Consider the following 17,979-nt stretch of genomic DNA (forward strand, 5'->3'; position numbering starts at 1 on the left):
CTCTAGGGTGCGGTGCGGGCCGGCACGGTGATGACGTGCTCGGGGTGCCAGAGGAGGTCGACGGCGGTGCCCCGCTCGAAGGCCTCCGCGACTGCGGCAGAACCGTTCTGCTGCAGGGCGATCAGGTTGGTCCCCTGTCCGGCTGCGTCGAGGCGCACGACGTAGCGGGTGACGGGACCGGCGTAGACGACCTCGGTCACGGTGCCCGGGGCGCGGATGAGGCCGTCACGCGGGGCGTGGCTGTCGCGCGTCGCCACCGACAGCTTCTCCGGCCGGATGCTGAACGAGCCGGTGCGTCCGAGGAGGGCCTCGGCGACCGCTCCGGTCAACAGGTTGGAGGTGCCGACGAAGCCGGCCACGAAGCTGGAGGCCGGCTGCTCGTAGACCTCGCGCGCGGTGCCCACCTGCTCGATGCGACCGGAGTTGAAGACCGCGATGCGGTCCGAGAGCGTCAGCGCCTCCTCCTGGTCGTGGGTGACGAAGAGGAAGGTGATGCCGACGTCACGCTGGATGGCCTTGAGCTCGACCTGCATCTGCTCCCGGAGCTTGAGGTCGAGGGCGCCGAGGGGCTCGTCGAGCAGGAGGACCTTGGGCCGGTTCACCAGCGCGCGGGCCAGGGCCACGCGCTGCCGCTGGCCGCCGGAGAGCGCCCCCGGTCGGCGCGCGGTGAAGTCCGCGAGCCGGACCTGCTCGAGGGCCTCCAGGACGCGGCGGCGTCGCTCTGCCTTGTCGACCTTCTTGACGCGCAGGCCGTACTCGACGTTCTCCAGCACGTTCATGTGGGGGAAGAGGGCGTAGTCCTGGAAGACGGTGTTGACGTCGCGGTCGTAGGGCTGGGCCGAGGTGACGTCGTGCCCGCCGAGCTCGATGCGCCCCGCCGTGGGGGTCTCGAACCCCGCGATCATGCGCAGCACCGTGGTCTTGCCCGAGCCCGAGGGCCCGAGCATCGAGAAGAACTCGCCGTCGGCGATCTGCAGGTCGGCGCCGTCCACGGCGACCACCGGCGGGTTGCCGGGGAACTCCTTGCGCAGGCCGCTCAGCACGATCGCCGGCCTCGTGGTCGGGTCGGTGCGCGGCTCGTCTCGCTGCGACTTCGGTGTCGACATACAATGAAACATATGGCTCCATAGGTTTTCAGGGCAAGGCCCTGCCGGAAATGCGGTAGACAGGTGGCCCGACACGATCGCTCCGTCGGGCTCACCGTCTGGGGAAGGAGGCGCTCGCGTGGCCGACTCGTCGCTGGCCCTGGGCGCCTATGCCGCGGTGTTCGCCCCGCTGGAGGCGGAGGGGCGGGCCGAGGCCGTGGCCCGTCGCCTCGGCGAGGCCATCACGCTCGGGCTGCTGCCCGACGGGAGCCCGTTGCCGTCCGAGAGCGACCTGGCCGACCGGTTTGGCGTCGCGACGGTGACTGTGCGCGAGGCGCTCGCGGAGCTGCGCGAGGACAACCTCATCCGCACCCGGCGCGGCCGAGGGGGAGGGTCCTTCGTGGTCACCCCGGCCGACGGTGGCCAGCAGGCGCTTGTGGCGCGCCTGCGTCGCATGGGCCTGGGCGAGCTGCGTGACCTGGCCGACCACTACACCGCGATCGCCGCCATGTGCGCCGAGCTCGCCGCGCTCCGGGCGGACCCCGATGACGTCGAGCGACTGCGGGGCCACGTCGCGGCCGGGCGGGCGTACGGGAACGGTGCAGGACGGTGGCGCGCCGAGGGCAACTTCCACCTCGAGCTCGCCGCGGCGGCCCAGTCGGCCCGCCTCACCCGCGAGGAGATGGCGTTGCAGAGCGAGGTCGGGATGCTGTTCTGGCTCTCCCACGCGCAGGCGGGCACGGGGAACGCGCGCCCGGGCGCGGAGCCGGCCGACCGGCATACCGAGCTCGTGGACTGCATCGCCACCGGCGATGCCGACGGGGCCCGCCGCGCGGCGGAAAGCCATGTGGCAGAGATGTTCCTGGCGGTGCGGACGTTGCACCGGCAGGTGTGGACCGGGAGGGTGCGATGACCTCGACAGCAGGAAGCCGGCTGGTCGGCGCGGACGTCGCCGACCTGGTGTTGCAGTGGTGTGCCGCCCTGTTCGCCGACCTCGACGAGGTGGCGGCACAGGTGGAGCAGCAGCTGGTGGTCGAGACCCCGCGCCGCGGCGACCTCGCCATCGAGGAGACGTGCCACCGGCTGCTCACCGACCCCGGGCGCAAGGTGGCCGGCGCTGGCCTGGTGCTCGCGCCCGACGTGCTGACCGACGCGGCCTACTGGCTGGAGTGGTGGACCGCCAACCCGGACGCCTCGCCGCCCGTGCCGCGCCGGCTGGCCGCCGAGACCGACCCTCGCGCGGTCGGGTTCCGCGACTACACCCACCTGCCCTGGTATGCCGTGCCGCTCGCCACCGGGACGGCCCACATCACCGGCCCGTACGTCGACTACCTCTGCACCGACCAGCAGACACTCACCTTCACCCGGCCCGTGTGGCGTCAGGGTGCCTTTGCCGGCGTCGTGGGCTTCGACCTGCTCGTGCGGACCTTCGAGGAGCGGATGTTCGGGCCGTTGGAGCGGGTCGAGGGGTCGTGCGCGGTGGTCAACACCGCCGGTCGGGTGGTGACGTCGTCGGACCTGCAGTGGGTCACCGGCGACCTCATCCGCGGGCTGCCGGTCCAGCGGTGGTGGGCCGGTGAGGCGGTGCAGCACGACGCCTGGGAGTTCTGGCCGTGCCCCGGTCTCCCTCTCGGGGTGATCACCTCACGCTGACTGCCGGGCCGGCCCGCCGGCACGCTCAGGGGATGTTCATGCGCGCCTTGAGGGTGTCGCGCTTGTCCTCGAAGCGGGAAGCCTGCTTGTCGAGGTCCTGCATGAAGGCATCGAGCTCGAGGCGGGCCTGCTCACCCTCCGCGCCCAGCCCCTCGATGTCGAAGAGCTTCCAGAACCGCAGCACCGGGGCGACGACCTCGTCACGGTGAAGCCGCAGGTCGTAGATGCCGGCCACGGCCATCTCGACGGCCTTGCGCTGGAATCCGGGGATGTCCGTGCCCGGCATCTGGAAGCCCTTGACCACGTCGCGGACCGCCATGACCGTCTGGTCGGGCGCGAGCTCGAGGGCCCCCTGGAGCAGGTTGCGGTAGAAGATCATGTGCAGGTTCTCGTCGGCCGCGACGCGGGCGAGCAGCTGGTCGCACATCGGGTCGTCGGTGAACCGGCCGGTGTTGCGGTGCGAGACCCGGGTCGCCAGCTCCTGGAAGCTGACGTAGGCGAGCGAGTGCAGCAGCTCGCCCGAGTGGGCCGACTCGTAGCCCTGCGACATGTGGGTCATTCGGAACCGTTCGAGCGCAACGGGATCGACCATGCGCTTGACGAGCATGTAGTCGCGCATGGCGATGCCGTGGCGGCCCTCCTCGGCGGTCCAGCGGTGCACCCACTCGCCCCAGGCGTCGTCGCGCCCGAAGATGATCGCGATCTCGTGGTGGTAGCTCGGCAGGTTGTCCTCGGTGAGCAGGTTGACGATCAGCGCCGAGCGGGCGACGTCGCTCAGCGGTGCGTCGCTCGGGCTCCACGGCTCCCCGCCCATGAGCCCGTCGAAGTTGCGCCCGTCGGACCACGGGATGAACTCGTGCGGGAACCACTCCTTGGCGACCTTCAGGTGGCGGTTGAGGTTCTCCTCGACCACCTGGTTCAGCTCACGCAGCAGGTCGGTCTGGCTCCACGTGGTCGCGGTCATGGCGCTCGTCCTCCGATGGGGGTGGCCGATGGGGGTCTCGACCTCCGTCCAACCTACGGGGGCGTAGGTGGAGGGGCTAGTTACCCGTGAGTGCTACCGGTGGGTCCGACCCGAGCGCCCTCGGCCCAGGGCTGGAGCGTCGGCGTCGGCGTTGGCCAACGGGCCTCACTCCGCCCGGCGTGCCACCGCCGGCGCCCTCCGGATGGCGACCGCCGAGAGCAGGCCCGCGAGCAGGGGCACCCCGAGGACGACGAGCACCAGGGGCAGCCAGGGGATGACGAGTGTGGGGTCGGTCTGCACCTCCTGACCGGTGACGTCGTCCCACGACGTGGCGGTCAGCGGGTAGGTGATGGCGACCCCGGGGAACAGCCCCACGACGACCCCGAGCACCGCACCGATGAGTCCCACGACAGTGGCCTGGGATCCGGCGAGGGCCCGTCGGGTGCGCCGGGTGGCGCCCACTGCGGCGAAGGTGCCCATGTCGGCCTGCTGCTCCGCCAGTGACAGCGCCGTGGAGATCAGCGTCACGGCGAGCAGCAGGGCGGCTGCCAGGCCGAACATGACCCGCAGGACGGCGATGTCGTCGCGCTGGAAGCCGCGCTCGACGTAGAGCCACCCCTCGTCGGCGATGCTCTCGTCGAGCCGCTTCTGGGTTTCGGCGCTGATCGCACCCTCGGGGTCGCGCAGCAGCCAGCCCTGGTCGACGACGGGCCAGCCCAGCCGCTGGGCCGTCTCGGTCGTGACCATCCCGCCCGAGTCCAGCGACAGGGTGCCGTCGGTGAGTGCGCTCGTGGGCAGCTCGACCAGCGGTAGCCGCCGTGTCTGGAGGTCGGAGAGGTTCTCGAGCTCGCCGGACCCCTGGTCGATCGACGCCTGGGCGGAGACCACCTCGACCGTGCCGTTCATGCCCATGTCACGGTGAGCGGTGAGCAGTCCGCCCTCGGCCATGGCCTGCTGCTGAGCGGGATCGAGAGCGAGCCGAGCCGCGATCTCGTCGGCCGGGACAACGAGGATCTGCCCCCGGTTCCACGCCCGCGAGCCGAGCCGCATGCAGCGCTCCGCCTCACGGGAGGCAGCCAGCTCCTGCCCCGCCCTCAGGCCAAGAGCGCTCTCCGGGCTGCAGCCCGGGGGAACGACGGCCACCATGCCCAAGCGCTCACCGACCACCCCGGTCTCGCGGAAGGTGACCGTGCCGTAGGGCGTCGCCACCAGCCCGGGACCCTCGGAGCGGAGCGCCTGCGTCACCGAGATGCGGGCGTCGGGCTCTCCGACCTGCACGAACCCCTGGCCCATCGCGGCCTGGGGGCGGTACTCCCGTTGACGCTGCTCGGTGTCGCTCGCCACGCCGATGCTCAAGGCGGTCAAGGCGGCCACGCCGGCGAGGATGGCCGCGACCGTCGGGGTCGACCGGGTGCGGTGCCGGGCGGCGTCGCGGGTGGCCATGCGGGGAGCGACCGGCAGTCGGGAGGCGAGCGCGCCGGCGAGGACGAGCAGGGCCGGCACGGTCAACAGGGCGCCGAGCACCAGCACCACGGCGCCACCGGCCATCGCGACCTCGCGACTCCCGTTCTTGACGCTGGCCACGAGGAAGAGCCCGCCGCCGACGGCCATGAGGGCCCCCACCACGGGTAGGACCCGGTTCGCGGGCGGCGAGACGCTCTGGCCGCGCATGACGCCGACGATGTCGAGCCGGCCGAGCCGGAGCGACGGGATCAGGGCGGCGGTGACCGCGCTGACCACGGCGCAGGGCACGATGATGGCCAGCGCGACCCACGGCAGGCCGAAGGTGCCGATGAGGGTCCCGGGGTGCGTGGCCCGCCAGACCGCCACGGCGGCCCGCAGCCCGAGGGCGCCCAAGACGGCTCCCCCGACGGCAGCGGCAGCGCCGAGAACGAGCGCCTGGGCCAGCACGGACCGGCGCAGCTGGCGGGTCTCGGCGCCGTTGCTCGCAGCGATGGCCAGGCTGCGCCGCTGGCGAGCCGCGCTCACCGCGAAGGCCGGGCCGACCAGCAGGGTGGTGACAATGAAGAGCATGACGCCGCCGACGAGGGCGGTGGTCGCGGCGCGGTTGGCCTCGTAGCCGGCTTGTCCCCGGATGCTCGGGTCGAGCTCGTGGTCGGCCGGCGGGTTCTCCAGGGCGGCAGCGCTGGTCAGCACGATGCCGTACTCGTTGAGGGCGCGGACCTCTGGCCAGAGGACCGGCCGGTCACGCTGGAGGATCCACGTCGCGCCGTACCTGTCGGCGATGTCGAACACCGCAGGGACGACGAAGTCGGGCTGGCCGCCCCAGGCGCTGAGGGCTTTGGCGGTGCCGACCACGTCGACGTCGCGCGGTTCGCCCGCGACGGAGAACCGGGCGGGCCCACTCGTCGGCAGGCCCTTGTCGACCCCGGCCGGCGTCACGACGACCTCGGTGTTGTCGGTCGGCCACCGACCGGAGGTCAGTTCTGCTTTCGGCCCGATGTCGCGGCGACCGTCGACGACCAGCCCGTGGATGCGGATGCGTCGGTCTCCGGAGAGGAACCGCGCGTCGGTCTCGGTGACAGGGACGAGTTCGCCCCCGAGGAGCCGCTCCATCGCGTCGGTGTTGTCCGCGCCGGCCACGAACCCCGGCACCGCCTTGGCCGGCGTGCCGTCGCTGGAATACGTGTCTGGCTGGGGGAACTGTGCGATCCGCTGCTCCTGGGGCGACTGGACCAGCGCCTGACCGCTGCCCATCGTCAGCGGGATGCGGTCCGCACCGCTGAGCGTGCCGGTGTCGGCCCAGCAGGCGGCCGCCACGAGCAGGGCGACGGGCAGGGACACCATGACGAGCACGAGGATGCTGCGGCCGCGGTGCCTCCGGACGTCGCGTCGGGCCATGCGCAGGGCGACCCGCCAGCTGGCCCGCCACCGCTGCAGGCGGGTCGCCCGGTGCGGGGCCTCGGGCCGCGGGGAGGTTTCGGGAAGGTCCGGGGCGGCCGGCTGCCCCGGGGCGAGGGTGGTCATGCCGCGGCCTCAGACGGTGCTGCCGAGCAGCGAGTCGGCCGTCGACGGCCGCCCGGTGCTGTCGACGACGAGACCGTCGCGCAGGAACACGACCCGGTCAGCCCAGGCGGCGTGCCGCGCCTCGTGGGTGACGAGGAGCCCCGCGGCTCCGTCGTCGCAGCGCTCGCGCAGCACCCGCAGGACCTCCTCGCCGGTGTGCGAGTCGAGTGCGCCGGTGGGCTCGTCGGCCAGCACGAGCTTGCGGTCGCCCACGAGGGCGCGGGCGATGGCCACCCGCTGCTGCTGCCCGCCCGACATCTGGTCGGGGTAGCGGTCGGCGAGCTCACGCACGGCGACGAGGTCGAGGGCCGCCAGGGCATGCCGGCGGGCCTTGCGGACCCGCTGGCCGTCGAGCTCGAGCGGCAGGGCGACGTTCTCGGCCGCGGTCAGCGACGGGATGAGGTTGAAGTCCTGGAAGACGAACCCGACCCGGCGACGGCGCAGGCGGGCGAGCCCGTCGCCCTTGAGGCTGCCGATGGCCTCGCCCTCGATGAAGACCTGGCCGCTGGTCGGCGCGTCCAGGCCCCCGGCGAGGTTGAGCAGAGTGGACTTGCCCGAGCCGCTCGGGCCCATGACGGCCACGAGCTCCCCTGCGTGCACCTCCATGCTCACCCCGGCCAGGGCCTGCACGGCGGTGGCGTCGCTGCCGTGCACGCGGCTGACCTCGGCCAGCCGCAGGATCGGTGTCGTGCCCATCTGTGCCCCCTCAGGCGGAAGTGCTGCTGTGGTCCTTGGTGATCTGCGGTGTGGGTGTGCCGTGCGCCCGCCTGCGCGGCCGCGTCGCCTCCCGGGCGAGCCGGGTCTCGACGTGGTCGAGCCAGCGGACCTCTGCCTCCGCGGCGAAGACGAGGTTCTCGAGCACCAGCAGCCAGGAGAGGTCGGTGTCGGTGTCGCCCGCGGTGGCGCGGTGCTTGAGACGGGTGAGGTCCTGCAGGTGCTTCAGGGTCGCGGTGCGCTGGGTCTGCACCACCCGGTGAACGTCGACGCCCTCCACCGTCACGGCGAGGGCGAGCTTGATGACGAGCTCGTCGCGGGGGGTCGAGTCGCGGTCGACCGGTGCGACCCACCATTGGGTCACCTCGGCACGGCCGGCGCTGGTGAGCCGGTAGGTGATGCGCCCCTCGGCGTCCTCGCCCACCGCCTCGACCAGGCCGTCGCGCTCCAGCCGGGCGAGGGTCGTGTAGACCTGCCCGACGTTGAGCGGCCAGGTCCCCCCGGTCCTGGCCTCGAACTCCGCCCGCAGCCGGGCGCCATACGTCGGCTCCTCGGCGAGCAGCGCCAACAGACCCAGCCGCACCGACATGCCGTCCCCTCTCGTTGTCCCCTGCACCGGTCGGGAGACGGGTCTATACCCGGTATTCCCGCTGGTGGAGAAGGTATACCGAGTATCAGGGTGCGGCGTCAAGCGCCGCGCCGACGGTCGGCGCGGTGGCGTCGTCGCCCGCATCGGCGCTCCCCGCAGGTGACGCGGCCGGCCGGGGCACAACGCGACGGAGCAGCGGCTGCGCGACAGCGGCGAGCAGCAGGGCCGCCGCACCCGCGGCCACGGTGACCCCGAAGGCGGCGGTGTGGCCGGAGGCGTCGGCGAGCCGGCCGGCGCTCGCCGAGCCGAGCGCGTACCCCAGGCCCGTCGCGGCCGCGAGCAGCGTCATGGCCGCGCCGACCCGGGCGACCGGGGCGGCCCGCTCGCCCAGGGTGAAGTTGCTGATCATGTAGGGCGCCACCACGAAGCCGAGCACCAGCACGACGGTCACCAGCGAGCGCAGCGAGTCGGTCCACAGCAGCGGCACGGCGAGGACGAACAGGCCGGCGGCCGTGACCAGCACCCGGGTCGCGTAGCCGACGCGCTCGGGGAGGGCGGCGATCGCCAGCCCGGCGGCGACGCTGCCGATGCCGAGCACGGCGTGCACGAGCCCGGCCGTGCCGGCCTGGCCGGCGGCGGTGGCGAGCACCGTCGTGCCGGTCTGCACCGAGCCGAAGACGACGCCGATCAGCAGCTGGGCGAGCAGCAGCACGGCGAAGACCGGCGTCACCAGCCGGCCGGCGGCGTGGCCGTCATGGCCGGCTGCATGGGTCAGCCGAGCTGTCGGGTGCAGGGCGAACCACACTCCGAAGACGAGCAGGAGGGCGGCGGCGGTCAGCAGCCCGGCGCCGGGCGCGGCCACCGCGACCAGCGTCCCGAGCAGGGCGGGGCCGAGCACGAAGGACGCCTCGTCGGCCGCGCCCTCGTAGGAGAAGGCGGCCTCGACCAGGCGCGGCTGGTGCGGGCCGCTCCCGTGGGTGATCGGACGCCACCGGGCCCGCGCGAGCGGACCGATCTGCGGGGCGAAGGCGCCGGCCAGGCCGGCGGCGGCCACGAGCAGCGTCGTCTCGGCATCGGCGGCCGCGAGGCCGACCAGCGCGGCGAGCCCGAGGCCGCCGACCACGGACTGCACGAGCACGACGGGGCGCTGCCCGAGCCGGTCGGCGAGCGCACCCGCGACGGGGGAGCACACGGCGTTCGCGACGGCGAGCGTGCCCGCGGCGAGGCCGCCCGCGGCATACGAACCGGTCGCTGAGGACACGAGGAGCAGGGCGCCCATCTGGCTCATGGCCAGGGGCAGCCGGCCGAGGAAGGCGGTGACGACGTAGAGGGGACCGGCCAGGGCGAAGAGGCGCCGGTAGGAGGCGATCGGTGACACGCGGGTTCGATTCTGTGCAGGTGCCGGGGTACGACACAGCGGGCGTGCGCCGAACCCGCCTCCAAGGACGCACAGGAACCCTTTGCGGCACCAAGGATATCGGACCGACGGCCCGCTCCCGACCGCTGTGCGGTGCCTAGGTCACGTAGGCATCGGCCGCAGTCAGGGCCTCGCCCACGATGGCCAGGCCCGTGGCAGCGTCGGCGTCGCTGATGTTGAGCGGCGGTGCGACATGGACGCGGTTGCCCAGGACCAGCGGGACCAGGTCGCGGTCGAGGCAGGCCCTCACGAAGGCCGTCATCGGCGCATTCGCCTCGCCGGTGGCGCCCACCGGCACGAGCGGCTCCCGGCTCTGCCGGTCGCGGACGAGCTCCAGGGTCCACAGGCCCCCGATGCCACGGACATCACCCACACAGGGGTGCTGCTCCGCAAGCTTGCCCAGGCCAGGCCCGAGGACCTCCGAGCCGAGACGGGCGGCCGCCCCGACGGTGCCCTCGTCGTGCATGGCGCCGAGGGCGCCCACGGCGGCCGCGCAGGCGAGCGGGTGCCCGCTGTAGGTCAGGCCCGCCGGGTAGGGGCGTCGGGTGAACGTCTCGAAGACCGCCTCGCCGACCAGCACGCCCCCGAGCGGCACGTAGCCCGAGTCGACGCCCTTCGCGAACACCAGCAGGTCGGGGCTCACACCCTCGTGGTCGACGCCGAACCAGGCTCCGGTGCGACCGAAACCGACCAGCACCTCGTCGGCGATGTACACGATGCCGTGACGGGTGCACAGCTCGCGGACACCGCGCAGGTAGCCGGCGGGCGGCACGATCACCCCCGAGCTGCCGACCACTGACTCCAGGACGAGGGCGGAGATCGTCGTCGGCCCCTCGAGGAGGATCACCTGCTCGAGGTGGGCGAGCGCCCGCTCGCACTCCTCCGCGGACGTGCGCGACCCGAACATCGAGCGGTACAGGAACGGGCCGAAGAAGTGCACGGCTCCCGCCGCGCCGGTGTCGCTGGCCCAGCGCCGGGGGTCGCCGGTGAGGTGGATCGAGGTCGTCGTCGAGCCGTGGTAGGAGCGGTAGGCGGCGAGCACCTTCGGCCGGCCGTTGTGCAGGCGGGCCATCCGCACCGCGTGTTCGACGGCCTCGGTGCCCCCGGTCGTGAACAGCACGTGCCCCAGCCCGTCCGGGGCCACCTCGACGATCGCCCGGGCCGCCTCGCCACGGATGTCGGACGCGTGGGCCGGCGCAAGCGTGCACAGCCGGTCGGCCTGGTGCTTGATGGCCTCGACGATGCGCGGGTGCTGGTGGCCGAGGTTGGTGAAGACCAGCTGCGAGCTGAAGTCGAGGTATCGCCGGCCGTCCGCATCGACGAGGTGGCTGCCGGAGCCGCCGACGAAGGTCGGGACCTCTCGAGGCCCTTGCGCGACCCATGGATGGAAGACCAGCTCGTCGAGATCCATGACATGCCTCCACGTCCATTGTGGGGGCCGAGGCGGCCGGCGTCATCAGCAGGTCTCCTCGGTCATGGGTTCTCCGTCGTCGGTTCAGGGAGTCAGCAGGATCTTGCCGATGTGCCCGCTCTCCTCCATCTCGCGGTGGGCGGCCGGCGCCTTCGCGAGCGGGTGCCGGGAGTGCACGACGGGCCGGACCCGCCCGGCCTCCACCAGCGGCCAGACGTGCTCGCGCACGGCGGCGACGATGGTGGCCTTCTCCTCGACCGGCCGGGCCCGCAGCGAGGTCGCGATGACGGCGGCGCGCTTGCGCAGCAACGCGTTCAGGTCGATCTCTGCCCTCGTGCCGCCCTGCAGCCCGATGACGACGAGCCGGCCGTTCACGGCGAGGGCGTCGACGTTGCGGGAGAGGTACTTCGCCCCCATGTTGTCGAGGATGACGTCGGCCCCTGCGCCGCCCGTGGCCCGGTGCACCTCCTCGACGAAGTCCTGCTCGCGGTAGTTGACCAGCACCTCCGCGCCGAGCGACCGGCAGGCCTCGAGCTTCTCGGCCGACCCCGCTGTGACGGCTACGTGGGCGCCGACCTCGCGGGCCAGCTGGATGGCCATCGTGCCGATGCCCGACGACCCGCCGTGCACGAGGAGGAACTGCCCCGGCAGCAGGTTCGCGGTCATGAAGACGTTGGACCACACGGTGCACACGACCTCGGGCAGCGCGGCGGCTTCCTCGAGCGCGATGCCTTTGGGCACCGGCAGCACCTGGGCCTGCGGCACGCACACCCGCTCGGCGTAGCCGCCGCCCACGAGCAGCGCGCAGACCTCGTCGCCCACCGACCAGTCGGTGACTCCCTCGCCGACGGCGTCGACCGTGCCGCTGACCTCCAGGCCCGGGTAGGGGGAGGAGCCGGGCGGCGGGTTGTAGAAGCCGCGCCGCTGCATGACGTCGGCCCGGTTCACACCAGCGGCGGCCACCCGGATGCGCACCTCGCCGGCGGCCGGCTCGGGGTCCGGCACCTCGGCGAGCACGAGGGCGTCGGCGTCTCCGGGCGTGGGGATCGTGATGGCCTTCATGGCGCGAGCCTATGGCGGGCCGCGTCGAGGTCCTCGGGGGTGTCGATGTCGCGGCTGGCCCGTTCGGGCACCTCGACCCGGTGCACGCGCAGCCCGTCGAGCACCCTGCGCAGGGGCGTCCCGGCGGGTCGGTCGGGCAGCGCGGCGCGCAGCGCCACGGTCCGGTATGCCGCGAGGAGCGGCTGCACGCGCCCGTCACCGTCGACGCCCGCGACGACGTCCGCGTGGGGAACCCCGGCAAGGGCTGCGGCGAGCTCGACGGCCACGGGCCCGGCGCCCGGCATGTCGCCGCCGAGCAGCACGGTGACCGGCGCCTCCACTTCGCCCAGCGCCGCGGCGAGCCCGGCGACGGGGCCGCCGCCCGGTGGGTCCTCGCGGGTCCAGCGCACGCCCCCACGCACGGTGGGCCGCTCCGGCCCGACGCACAGCACGTCCCAGGCCTTCGGCAGCGACGACAGGAGGGCGTCGAGCACCGAGACGCCGCCGAGGTCGGCCCGCGTCTTGTCCGAGCCGAAGCGCCGGCTCTCTCCGCCACACAGCACCACCGCTGTGGTGGGAACCGTCGGGTCGCTGGTCACGACCGACAGGTTTTCACGTCCAAGACCTTCCGGGGAGGGGTGGTCCGCACTACCGTGGCGACTCGTTGCCCGGACGACCCCGGGCGAGCTCGCAGTCTCGAAGGGGAGATGCATGGCAGTCGAGAGACGTACGTTCCTCAAGGGCAGTGCCGCGGTCACCGGCGGCGTCCTGCTGGCCGGCCCGTTCCAGGGCCTCGTCGCCGGTCCGGCCGGCGCGCTGGGCGCCGCACCGTTCCGGGCGTTGCGGCCGACGGAGGACCTGCGCGACGGCAAGGTGCGGCTGCACCTGCCCGAGGGGTTCTCCTACCGGTCCTTCCACGACACCGAGCAGAAGGTGGTGCTCGACGACGGCACCACGCTGCCCGGCCGCCACGACGGCATGGGTGCGTTCGAGGGCGAGGACGGCCTGGTCACGCTGGTGCGCAACCACGAGGTCAACAACCCCGGCCCCGCGTTCGGCCCGGTCGGTGAGCACACCTACGACCCGCAGGCCAAGGGCGGCTGCACGGTCGTCAACGTCTCGCCCGAGGGGGAGGTCGCCAGCGCCTGGACCGGCCTCAACGGCACGATGATGAACTGCAGCGGCGGCCAGATGCCCTGGGGCGCGTGGATCACCTGCGAGGAGACCGTCAACGGCCCCGACGTGGGCCCCGACTTCACCGGCACGTCGAACATCCCGCTGACCAAGCCGCACGGCTACGTCTTCGAGGTGCCGACCACCGGCCGCGCCTCCGGCGAGCCGATCACCAGGGCCGGCCGCTTCGCCCACGAGGCGGTCGCGCTCGACCCGGTCGACGGCTACCTCTACCTCACCGAGGACAACTTCGCGTTCCCGTCGGGCTACTACCGCTACAAGCCGGGGCGGCACCCGATGGAGGTCGGCCACATCGACAACGAGGGCACCCTGCAGATGCTCAAGGTCAAGGGTGTCGACGCCGCGCACCTCGAGGCCGAGCAGGCCAAGGGCGCCCGGTATGCCGTGGAGTGGGTCGACATCGACGACCCGGACCCGACGTTCACGTACACGCCGGGCCAGCAGGCTCCCACCACGAACGACGAGGCGCTCACCTACGTCGGCGACCAGGGTCGCGCCCAGGGCGCCGCGCACTTCTCCCGCCTCGAGGGCCAGATCTACGACAACGGCGTCGTCTACTTCACCTCCACCCAGGGTGGCGGTGAGGCGATGACCGGGCCCGACAGCCGCAACGGCTACGGCAAGGGCTTCGGCCAGGTGTGGGGCTACGACACCCGGTCGGAGACGCTGTTCCTCGTCTACCAGTCGCCTGGCAAGGAGACGCTCGACTTCCCCGACAACATCACGGTGAGCGAGCGAGGCAGCCTCGTCCTGTGCGAGGACAGCTCGGGCGACAACTACGTCCGCGGCCTGTCCCGCGGCGGGCAGCTGTGGGACATCGCGCTCAACCGGATGACGAGCGCCAGCGGGGCCGACCGCCGCGGCGACGAGTTCGCCGGGTCGACGTTCAGCCCGGACGGCCGGACCCTGTTCGTCAACATCCAGGCCAGTGCCGGCCTGACCTTCGCCATCTGGGGGCCCTGGCACGAGATCGGCGTCTGACGGGCTCAGGCGCACCCCGGTCAGCTGCCCGCCGTCGGCTTTCGCGGCGGGCAGCTGGTCGTGGCGAGGTACTCGAAGTGCCACCACTCGTTGTCATAGGTGCGGCAGAGCCCGTAGGCCGCGCCGTGGGCCTCCAGCCACAGCGCGGCCGCGAGCGGCGAGACGTCCACCGCATAGCCCTTGACGTGCGCTGACTCCTGCGGCGGTAGAACCCATTTGGTCGCCTCGGAGCGCGAGCCGTACTTCACGAGCGCTCGGTCGAACAGGACCTGCTGCCACTCCGCGCTGCGCCAGGCCGACCTGATGCCCGGTCGCTCGCCGGCTCGGCGGGCGGCGGCGAAGGCCGACCTCACCGCGGCGGCCGCCGGTGCCTGCATGTTGGTCGTGCCGGGCACGGGGTCGGACAGGGCGATGCTCGTGGTCGGTGCGGGGATGCGGTCCGTGACGACGGGCGCCAGCGCCGCGCGTCCGCCGGCCGGCGCGTCCGCGGGCGGGCTCTCCTCGGGTGGTCGACCTGCCTCGGGCGTGGACCGGCCAACGGCGGCTCCTGCCTGCGCCCCGGAGCCGACCGCGGAAGGGTACGGGTCGTCACCGCCGCGGTGGACGGCATACCCCAGCGCGCCCGTGGCCACCACGAGCACCATGAGCGTGGTCATGACGAGCCGCAGGCGGCGTCGACGTCGGCGGCCCGCCGAGACGAATGTGGCGATGAACTCCTGCACCGGCCCCTCCTCCCCCCGGGTGAGTGTGGACGCATCAGGGCCCGCCGATCAACGCACCCCGCCGAGGCGGGCCGACAGCGTCGCCGCCACCCGGCTCACCGCTGCGACGATCCGAGCCCGCTCGGACTCCGCGACCTGGTCCGTCGGGAAGGTGACGGCCACACCTGCGACCGGGTGGCCCGTGTGGTCGAGCACGGCCCGGGCGACCGAGGACAGGCCCTCGCTGACCGAGCCCTCCTCCACGGCATACCCCCGGTTGCGCACCTCGGTGAGCTCCCGGCGCAGCTGGGACACCGAGGTGGGGCCGCGCCCGTCGCGCTGGACGAGGCTGTCGCGGTGGGGAAAGAGCGCCCGCACCTGCGCCGGGGGCAGGGCCGCGAGCATGGCGAGGCCGCTGGCGGTGAGTGGCGCGGGGAGCCGCACGCCGACGTCGGTGACGAGCAGCGGCCGGCCGGGGGCCCTTTCCTCGATGACGTACAGCACGTCGCGGCCGTGGAGCACCGCGAGGTGCGCGTTGTGCGTGGTCTCGTCCACGAGACGCCCCAGGAGGGGCCGGGCGAGACGCTGCAGGGGAGCCTGCCGCTGGTAGGCCGAGCCCAGCTCGTAGGCGGCGACGCCGAGGCCGTAGCGACGTTCCTCCGGCAGGTGCGTCACGAAGCCGTGGTCGCGGAGCACGGCGAGCAGGTGGTAGGTGCTCGACCGGGGGATGCCGAGCTCGCGCGCGATCGACCCGGCCGGCAGGGGCTCGGTGTGCCGGGCCAGCAGCGAGAGCACCTCGAGTGCCTGTGCCGCGGCCGGTGCGTTGCCCACGGCGAGAGTGTGGCAGACCGCTCAGGTGGCCCAGCGGTAGCGGCGTTCCGGTCGGCCGGTCGTGCCGTAGCGCAGCCGCACCTCGGCCTGCCCGGTGCTGCAGAAGTGCTCGAGGTAGCGGCGGGCGCTCACGCGCGACAGTCCCGCCTGCTCCGCGCACTCGGTGGCCGAGAGGGTCCCCTCCGTCTCCTTCAGCACGCGCTCGACCACCTGGGCGGTCTCGACGCTCATGCCCTTGGGCAGCGGCCCGGGCGGCCCCCCTGCGGTGCGGCCGCCGAGCAGCCGGTCGATGTCGCCCTGGCCCTCCACGACCGCAGCGTCGAGCGCCGCCCGCCGCGAGGCATACCGTTCCAACCTGTCGCGGAGGTCGTCGAAGCCGAAGGGCTTGAGCAGGTAGTCGACCACGCCCTGGCGAGAGGCCTGGCGGACGGCGTCGAGCTCCTTCGCGGCGCTGATGACCATCACGTCGCAGCTCTCACCCGACCCCCGGAGCTTGGCCAGCACGTCGAGCCCGAAGAGGTCGGGCAGGTAGAGGTCGAGCAGCACGAGGTCGGGCTGGAGCTCGACCACGGCGGCGAGGGCGTCGGTGCCGGTGTGCCGGGCGCCGACCACCTCGAAGCCGGGCACGCGCTGGACGAATCCGGTGTGGATCCGCGCGACCATGAAGTCGTCGTCGACGACGAGGACCCGGATCACGAGACTGCCTCCGGGACGGTGGTGACGGTGAGCTGGGCCCGGAACATGGCTCCGTCCTCGGTGTTGGAGAGCACGACCTCGCCGCCCCGGCGCTGGCACACCAGCTGGGTCAGCGCCAGGCCGATGCCCCGCTCGCCGGACCGTGCAGCCTTGGTGGTGAAGCCGTGGGTGAAGACCTCCTGGGCGAGCTCCGGAGCCACACCGGGGCCGGAGTCGCGCACAACCACCTCGACGCTCGTCGCGTCGTTGCGCAGCGAGACCTCCACCCAGGCCTCCGGCGAGCCGGAGGCGGCGTCGATGGCGTTGTCGACGAGGTTGCCGACGACCGTCGCCACATCGGCCGAGTCGGCGGGCTCGAGCCGGTCGAGGGAGGTGTCGCCGCTGACCCGCAGCTCCACGCGCCGCTCGGCGGCCAGCGACGACTTGGCCATGAGCAGGGCCGCGACCGCGCTGTCGTGCACGCGCCGGTTGACGGTGAGGTCGAGCGACTCGCGGTGCCGGCTCACGGCGTCGACGTAGCGGACGACCTCGTCGAACTCGCCGATCTGGATCAGGCCGGAGATGGTGTGCAGCTGGTTGGCGAACTCGTGCGCCTGGGCCCGAAGCAGCTGGGTGGAGCTGCGGAACGAGCCGATCTCGCGCTCGAGCTGGGCGAGCTCGGTGCGGTCGCGCAGCGTGGTGACGGTGCCCAGGTGCCGGCCGTCCTTGTCGACCGCCATGCGGTTCATCACGAGCACGCGCCCGCGCCGGATCACCACCTCGTCGCGGGCGTCGCCCTCGCCCGAGAGCACGTCGCGCAGCCTCCCCTCGATGCGCAGGTCCGCCAGGCTGACGCCGGCCGCGTGCTCGGGGAGGTCGAGCAGGCGTCGGGCGACGTCGTTGACGAGGGTGATGCGGTTCTGCGGGTCGAGGGCGATGACCCCCTCGGCGATGCCGTAGAGCAGGGCCTCACGGTGCTCGGCGAGGCCCGCGATCTCGCGGGGCTCCAGGCCCAGGGTCTGGCGCTTGATGCGCCGGGCCAGCAGCCACGACCCGAGCACACCCAGCACCAGGGCGGTGCCGAGGTAGGTGAGCAGGTAGGAGGAGGCGCCGCGCAGCCGCTCCCACACCGAGGGGAAGTCGACGGCGACCATGACCGTGCCCAGGGTCTCGCCCACGTGGCCGGTCTGGACGCTGAGGACGGGCACCTGGGAGACGAGCTGGCGGTCACCCTCGAGCTCCATGGTCCCCGACCAGCTGGTGCCGTTCGCGACGTCCGGGTCGCCGAGCGGGAGACCGGCGTCCTCGAGGTCGGGGTCGCTCGAGACGCGCACGTGCTCGTCCGCGTCGGCGATGGTCACCGCGGTCACCCGCGACTGGACGACGACCTGCTGCGCGAGCGTGGCCAGGCCGGTGCGCTGCTCGGGCACGGCGAGGTTTCCGCGCACCAGCGGGTTGGCCGCGACCTGCTCGGCGAGGGCCGACACCCGGCGGCCCTCGACCCTGGTGAAGGTGGCCTCGGACTGGGCGAGGGAGAGTGCTCCCACCGCGACCAGCACCACCGTGACCAGCGCCAGCTGGAACGCCAGCAGCTGGCCCGCGAGGGTCGACCGGCGCAGCGCACGCATGACCACTATGAACTCAACCTTCTCTGGTGACACAAGAGGGACGAACCATCCCATCAGGCAGCACGATC

The 17,979-nt window shown here is 73.0% G+C and carries 16 protein-coding genes; 3 read left to right on the forward strand and 13 right to left on the reverse strand.

What is annotated here, in order from left to right; translation table 11 throughout:
- Positions 1–2 precede the first annotated feature (2 nt).
- Positions 3–1,106 carry an ABC transporter ATP-binding protein gene (locus P2F65_RS09565; protein ID WP_275806239.1) on the reverse strand — a complete coding sequence of 368 codons (1,104 nt, stop codon included), beginning with the start codon at positions 1,104–1,106 and terminating at the stop codon, positions 3–5.
- A 118-nt stretch (positions 1,107–1,224) separates the two neighbouring features.
- Between P2F65_RS09565 and P2F65_RS09570 the strand changes: the two genes are divergently transcribed.
- Entirely contained in the window at positions 1,225–1,998 is a 774-nt protein-coding gene (locus P2F65_RS09570; protein ID WP_275806241.1) for an FCD domain-containing protein, read from the forward strand.
- On the forward strand, positions 1,995–2,738 hold the full coding sequence (locus P2F65_RS09575) for a cache domain-containing protein (protein ID WP_275806243.1): 744 nt from the start codon (positions 1,995–1,997) through the stop codon (positions 2,736–2,738). The genes P2F65_RS09570 and P2F65_RS09575 overlap by 4 nt, the downstream gene beginning before the upstream one ends.
- A gap of 25 nt (positions 2,739–2,763) precedes the next feature.
- Here the strand turns inward: P2F65_RS09575 and P2F65_RS09580 are convergent, their stop codons facing one another.
- From P2F65_RS09580 to P2F65_RS09615, 8 genes are all read right to left on the reverse strand, one after another.
- Positions 2,764–3,702 (reverse strand): acyl-ACP desaturase, encoded by a 939-nt coding sequence (locus P2F65_RS09580; RefSeq protein WP_275806245.1) that lies wholly within the window; start codon positions 3,700–3,702, stop codon positions 2,764–2,766.
- Between the two features lie 165 nt (positions 3,703–3,867).
- Positions 3,868–6,690 (reverse strand): FtsX-like permease family protein, encoded by a 2,823-nt coding sequence (locus tag P2F65_RS09585; protein ID WP_275806247.1) that lies wholly within the window; start codon positions 6,688–6,690, stop codon positions 3,868–3,870.
- Positions 6,691–6,699: 9 nt separating this feature from the next.
- On the reverse strand, positions 6,700–7,425 hold the full coding sequence (locus tag P2F65_RS09590) for an ABC transporter ATP-binding protein (protein WP_275806249.1): 726 nt from the start codon (positions 7,423–7,425) through the stop codon (positions 6,700–6,702).
- Positions 7,426–7,435: 10 nt separating this feature from the next.
- Complete coding sequence (locus tag P2F65_RS09595; RefSeq protein WP_275806250.1) at positions 7,436–8,032, reverse strand: PadR family transcriptional regulator; 597 nt, start codon at positions 8,030–8,032, stop codon at positions 7,436–7,438.
- 85 nt (positions 8,033–8,117) lie between these two features.
- A complete protein-coding gene (locus tag P2F65_RS09600) occupies positions 8,118–9,410 on the reverse strand; it encodes an MFS transporter (protein ID WP_275806251.1) in 1,293 nt (430 codons plus the stop codon).
- Between the two features lie 136 nt (positions 9,411–9,546).
- The gene (locus P2F65_RS09605) at positions 9,547–10,860 is read right to left on the reverse strand and encodes an aspartate aminotransferase family protein (protein ID WP_275806254.1); all 1,314 of its coding nucleotides are present in this window, start codon (positions 10,858–10,860) and stop codon (positions 9,547–9,549) included.
- Positions 10,861–10,944: 84 nt separating this feature from the next.
- The gene (locus P2F65_RS09610) at positions 10,945–11,922 is read right to left on the reverse strand and encodes an NAD(P)H-quinone oxidoreductase (protein WP_275806256.1); all 978 of its coding nucleotides are present in this window, start codon (positions 11,920–11,922) and stop codon (positions 10,945–10,947) included.
- A complete protein-coding gene (locus tag P2F65_RS09615; RefSeq protein ID WP_275806258.1) occupies positions 11,919–12,500 on the reverse strand; it encodes an NTP transferase domain-containing protein in 582 nt (193 codons plus the stop codon). The genes P2F65_RS09610 and P2F65_RS09615 overlap by 4 nt, the downstream gene beginning before the upstream one ends.
- A 112-nt stretch (positions 12,501–12,612) precedes the next feature.
- Here P2F65_RS09615 and P2F65_RS09620 point away from each other — a divergent pair, with 112 nt between their 5' ends.
- Positions 12,613–14,076, forward strand: a complete 1,464-nt coding sequence (locus tag P2F65_RS09620; RefSeq protein WP_275806260.1) for an alkaline phosphatase PhoX — start codon at positions 12,613–12,615, stop codon at positions 14,074–14,076.
- 20 nt (positions 14,077–14,096) lie between these two features.
- Here the strand turns inward: P2F65_RS09620 and P2F65_RS09625 are convergent, their stop codons facing one another.
- The 4 genes from P2F65_RS09625 to P2F65_RS09640 are packed head-to-tail and all read right to left on the reverse strand — an operon-like array spanning position 14,097 to position 17,911.
- Positions 14,097–14,798, reverse strand: coding sequence for a D-alanyl-D-alanine carboxypeptidase family protein (locus P2F65_RS09625; RefSeq protein WP_275806262.1), 702 nt, complete (start codon positions 14,796–14,798; stop codon positions 14,097–14,099).
- Positions 14,799–14,846: 48 nt separating this feature from the next.
- Positions 14,847–15,608, reverse strand: a complete 762-nt coding sequence (locus P2F65_RS09630; protein WP_275806264.1) for an IclR family transcriptional regulator — start codon at positions 15,606–15,608, stop codon at positions 14,847–14,849.
- A gap of 21 nt (positions 15,609–15,629) precedes the next feature.
- On the reverse strand, positions 15,630–16,304 hold the full coding sequence (locus P2F65_RS09635; RefSeq protein ID WP_275806266.1) for a response regulator: 675 nt from the start codon (positions 16,302–16,304) through the stop codon (positions 15,630–15,632).
- A complete protein-coding gene (locus P2F65_RS09640) occupies positions 16,301–17,911 on the reverse strand; it encodes an ATP-binding protein (RefSeq protein ID WP_275806268.1) in 1,611 nt (536 codons plus the stop codon). The genes P2F65_RS09635 and P2F65_RS09640 overlap by 4 nt, the downstream gene beginning before the upstream one ends.
- Positions 17,912–17,979 lie beyond the last annotated feature (68 nt).

It is taken from the genome of Knoellia sp. p5-6-4 (genome assembly GCF_029222705.1).
Classification (GTDB): Bacteria; Actinomycetota; Actinomycetes; order Actinomycetales; family Dermatophilaceae; genus Pedococcus_A.